The sequence below is a fragment of the Priestia sp. BR_2 genome (assembly GCF_041954005.1).
GTDB lineage: Bacteria > Bacillota > Bacilli > Paenibacillales > Paenibacillaceae > Paenibacillus_AQ > Paenibacillus_AQ lautus_A.
In genome coordinates this window covers 1-839 of record NZ_JAVFHM010000186.1, presented here as the reverse complement: position 1 = coordinate 839, position 839 = coordinate 1, and the positions used below count along the sequence as shown (strand labels likewise).

Below are 839 nucleotides of genomic sequence, written 5' to 3'. Positions count from 1 at the left end.
GCTGGACTCCCGATCAGGCTCATGGCGATGTCAAGCCGGCGCTTCATCCCGCCTGAATATTGGTCCGCCCGGCGGCCCGCCGCATCGGTCAGGCTGAATTTGGCAAGCAGATTGTCAGCGACTTGCGCAGGATTGGGAACTCCCCTCAGCTTGGCGATCATAATGAGGTTTTCCCTTCCTGTGTTCATGCCGTCAATAGCCGCAAACTGCCCAGTCAGGCTGATGCTCTGGCGAACATGATCCGGTTGACGCTTGACGTCAGAGCCGCAAATAGTCGCTTCGCCACCATCGGGCTTCATCAGCGTCGAGAGGATGTTGACCGTCGTCGTCTTGCCCGCTCCATTGGAGCCCAGCAGCGCGAAAATTTCGCCGCGCCGCACTTCAAAATCCACCCCTTTTAAGACTTCCTTGTCTTTAAAGGATTTTTTTAAGCCTTTTACAGAAATCGCCGCATTGCTCATATTTTTTCCTCCTTATAATAAGCTCGATTGACCCGCGCTTGAGAATTCGAAAATTACGGTTAAGTGCCTTGAGAGCTAAATTAACGCAACTAGTTAGTCTGACTGATAATCCGTATTACTTACTACCGGGCTAAAAATATAACTGAATAGCGAAGGTGGCAATTCACACGCATAACCAGCTAATCAGTCGGTATTATTGTAATGAATTTATTTCTTACCCAATCGTTTCATGATGCTCTGATTCAAATCTTCACGATACTTCGTGACATAGGTTTTAGAATTAGCATCTAGCTCGTCGGCAAAGGATGCCACGTCGTCCCCCGTGATTTTCAGCATTTGTCTGCCTTCTGCCTCACCGATTTAGTACAGCTCAATTAA

Annotated in this window: 1 protein-coding gene and 1 pseudogene; both read right to left on the bottom strand. The window is 48.4% G+C overall.

The window, feature by feature from the left end; genetic code table 11:
* On the bottom strand, positions 1-461 hold a 461-nt coding region (locus RB298_RS10290), incomplete at its 3' end, for an ABC transporter ATP-binding protein (protein ID WP_486047015.1).
* Positions 462-668: 207 nt separating this feature from the next.
* A pseudogene (locus tag RB298_RS10285) lies at positions 669-818 on the bottom strand (DUF1048 domain-containing protein); the annotation flags it as partial.
* Positions 819-839: the final 21 nt, after the last annotated feature.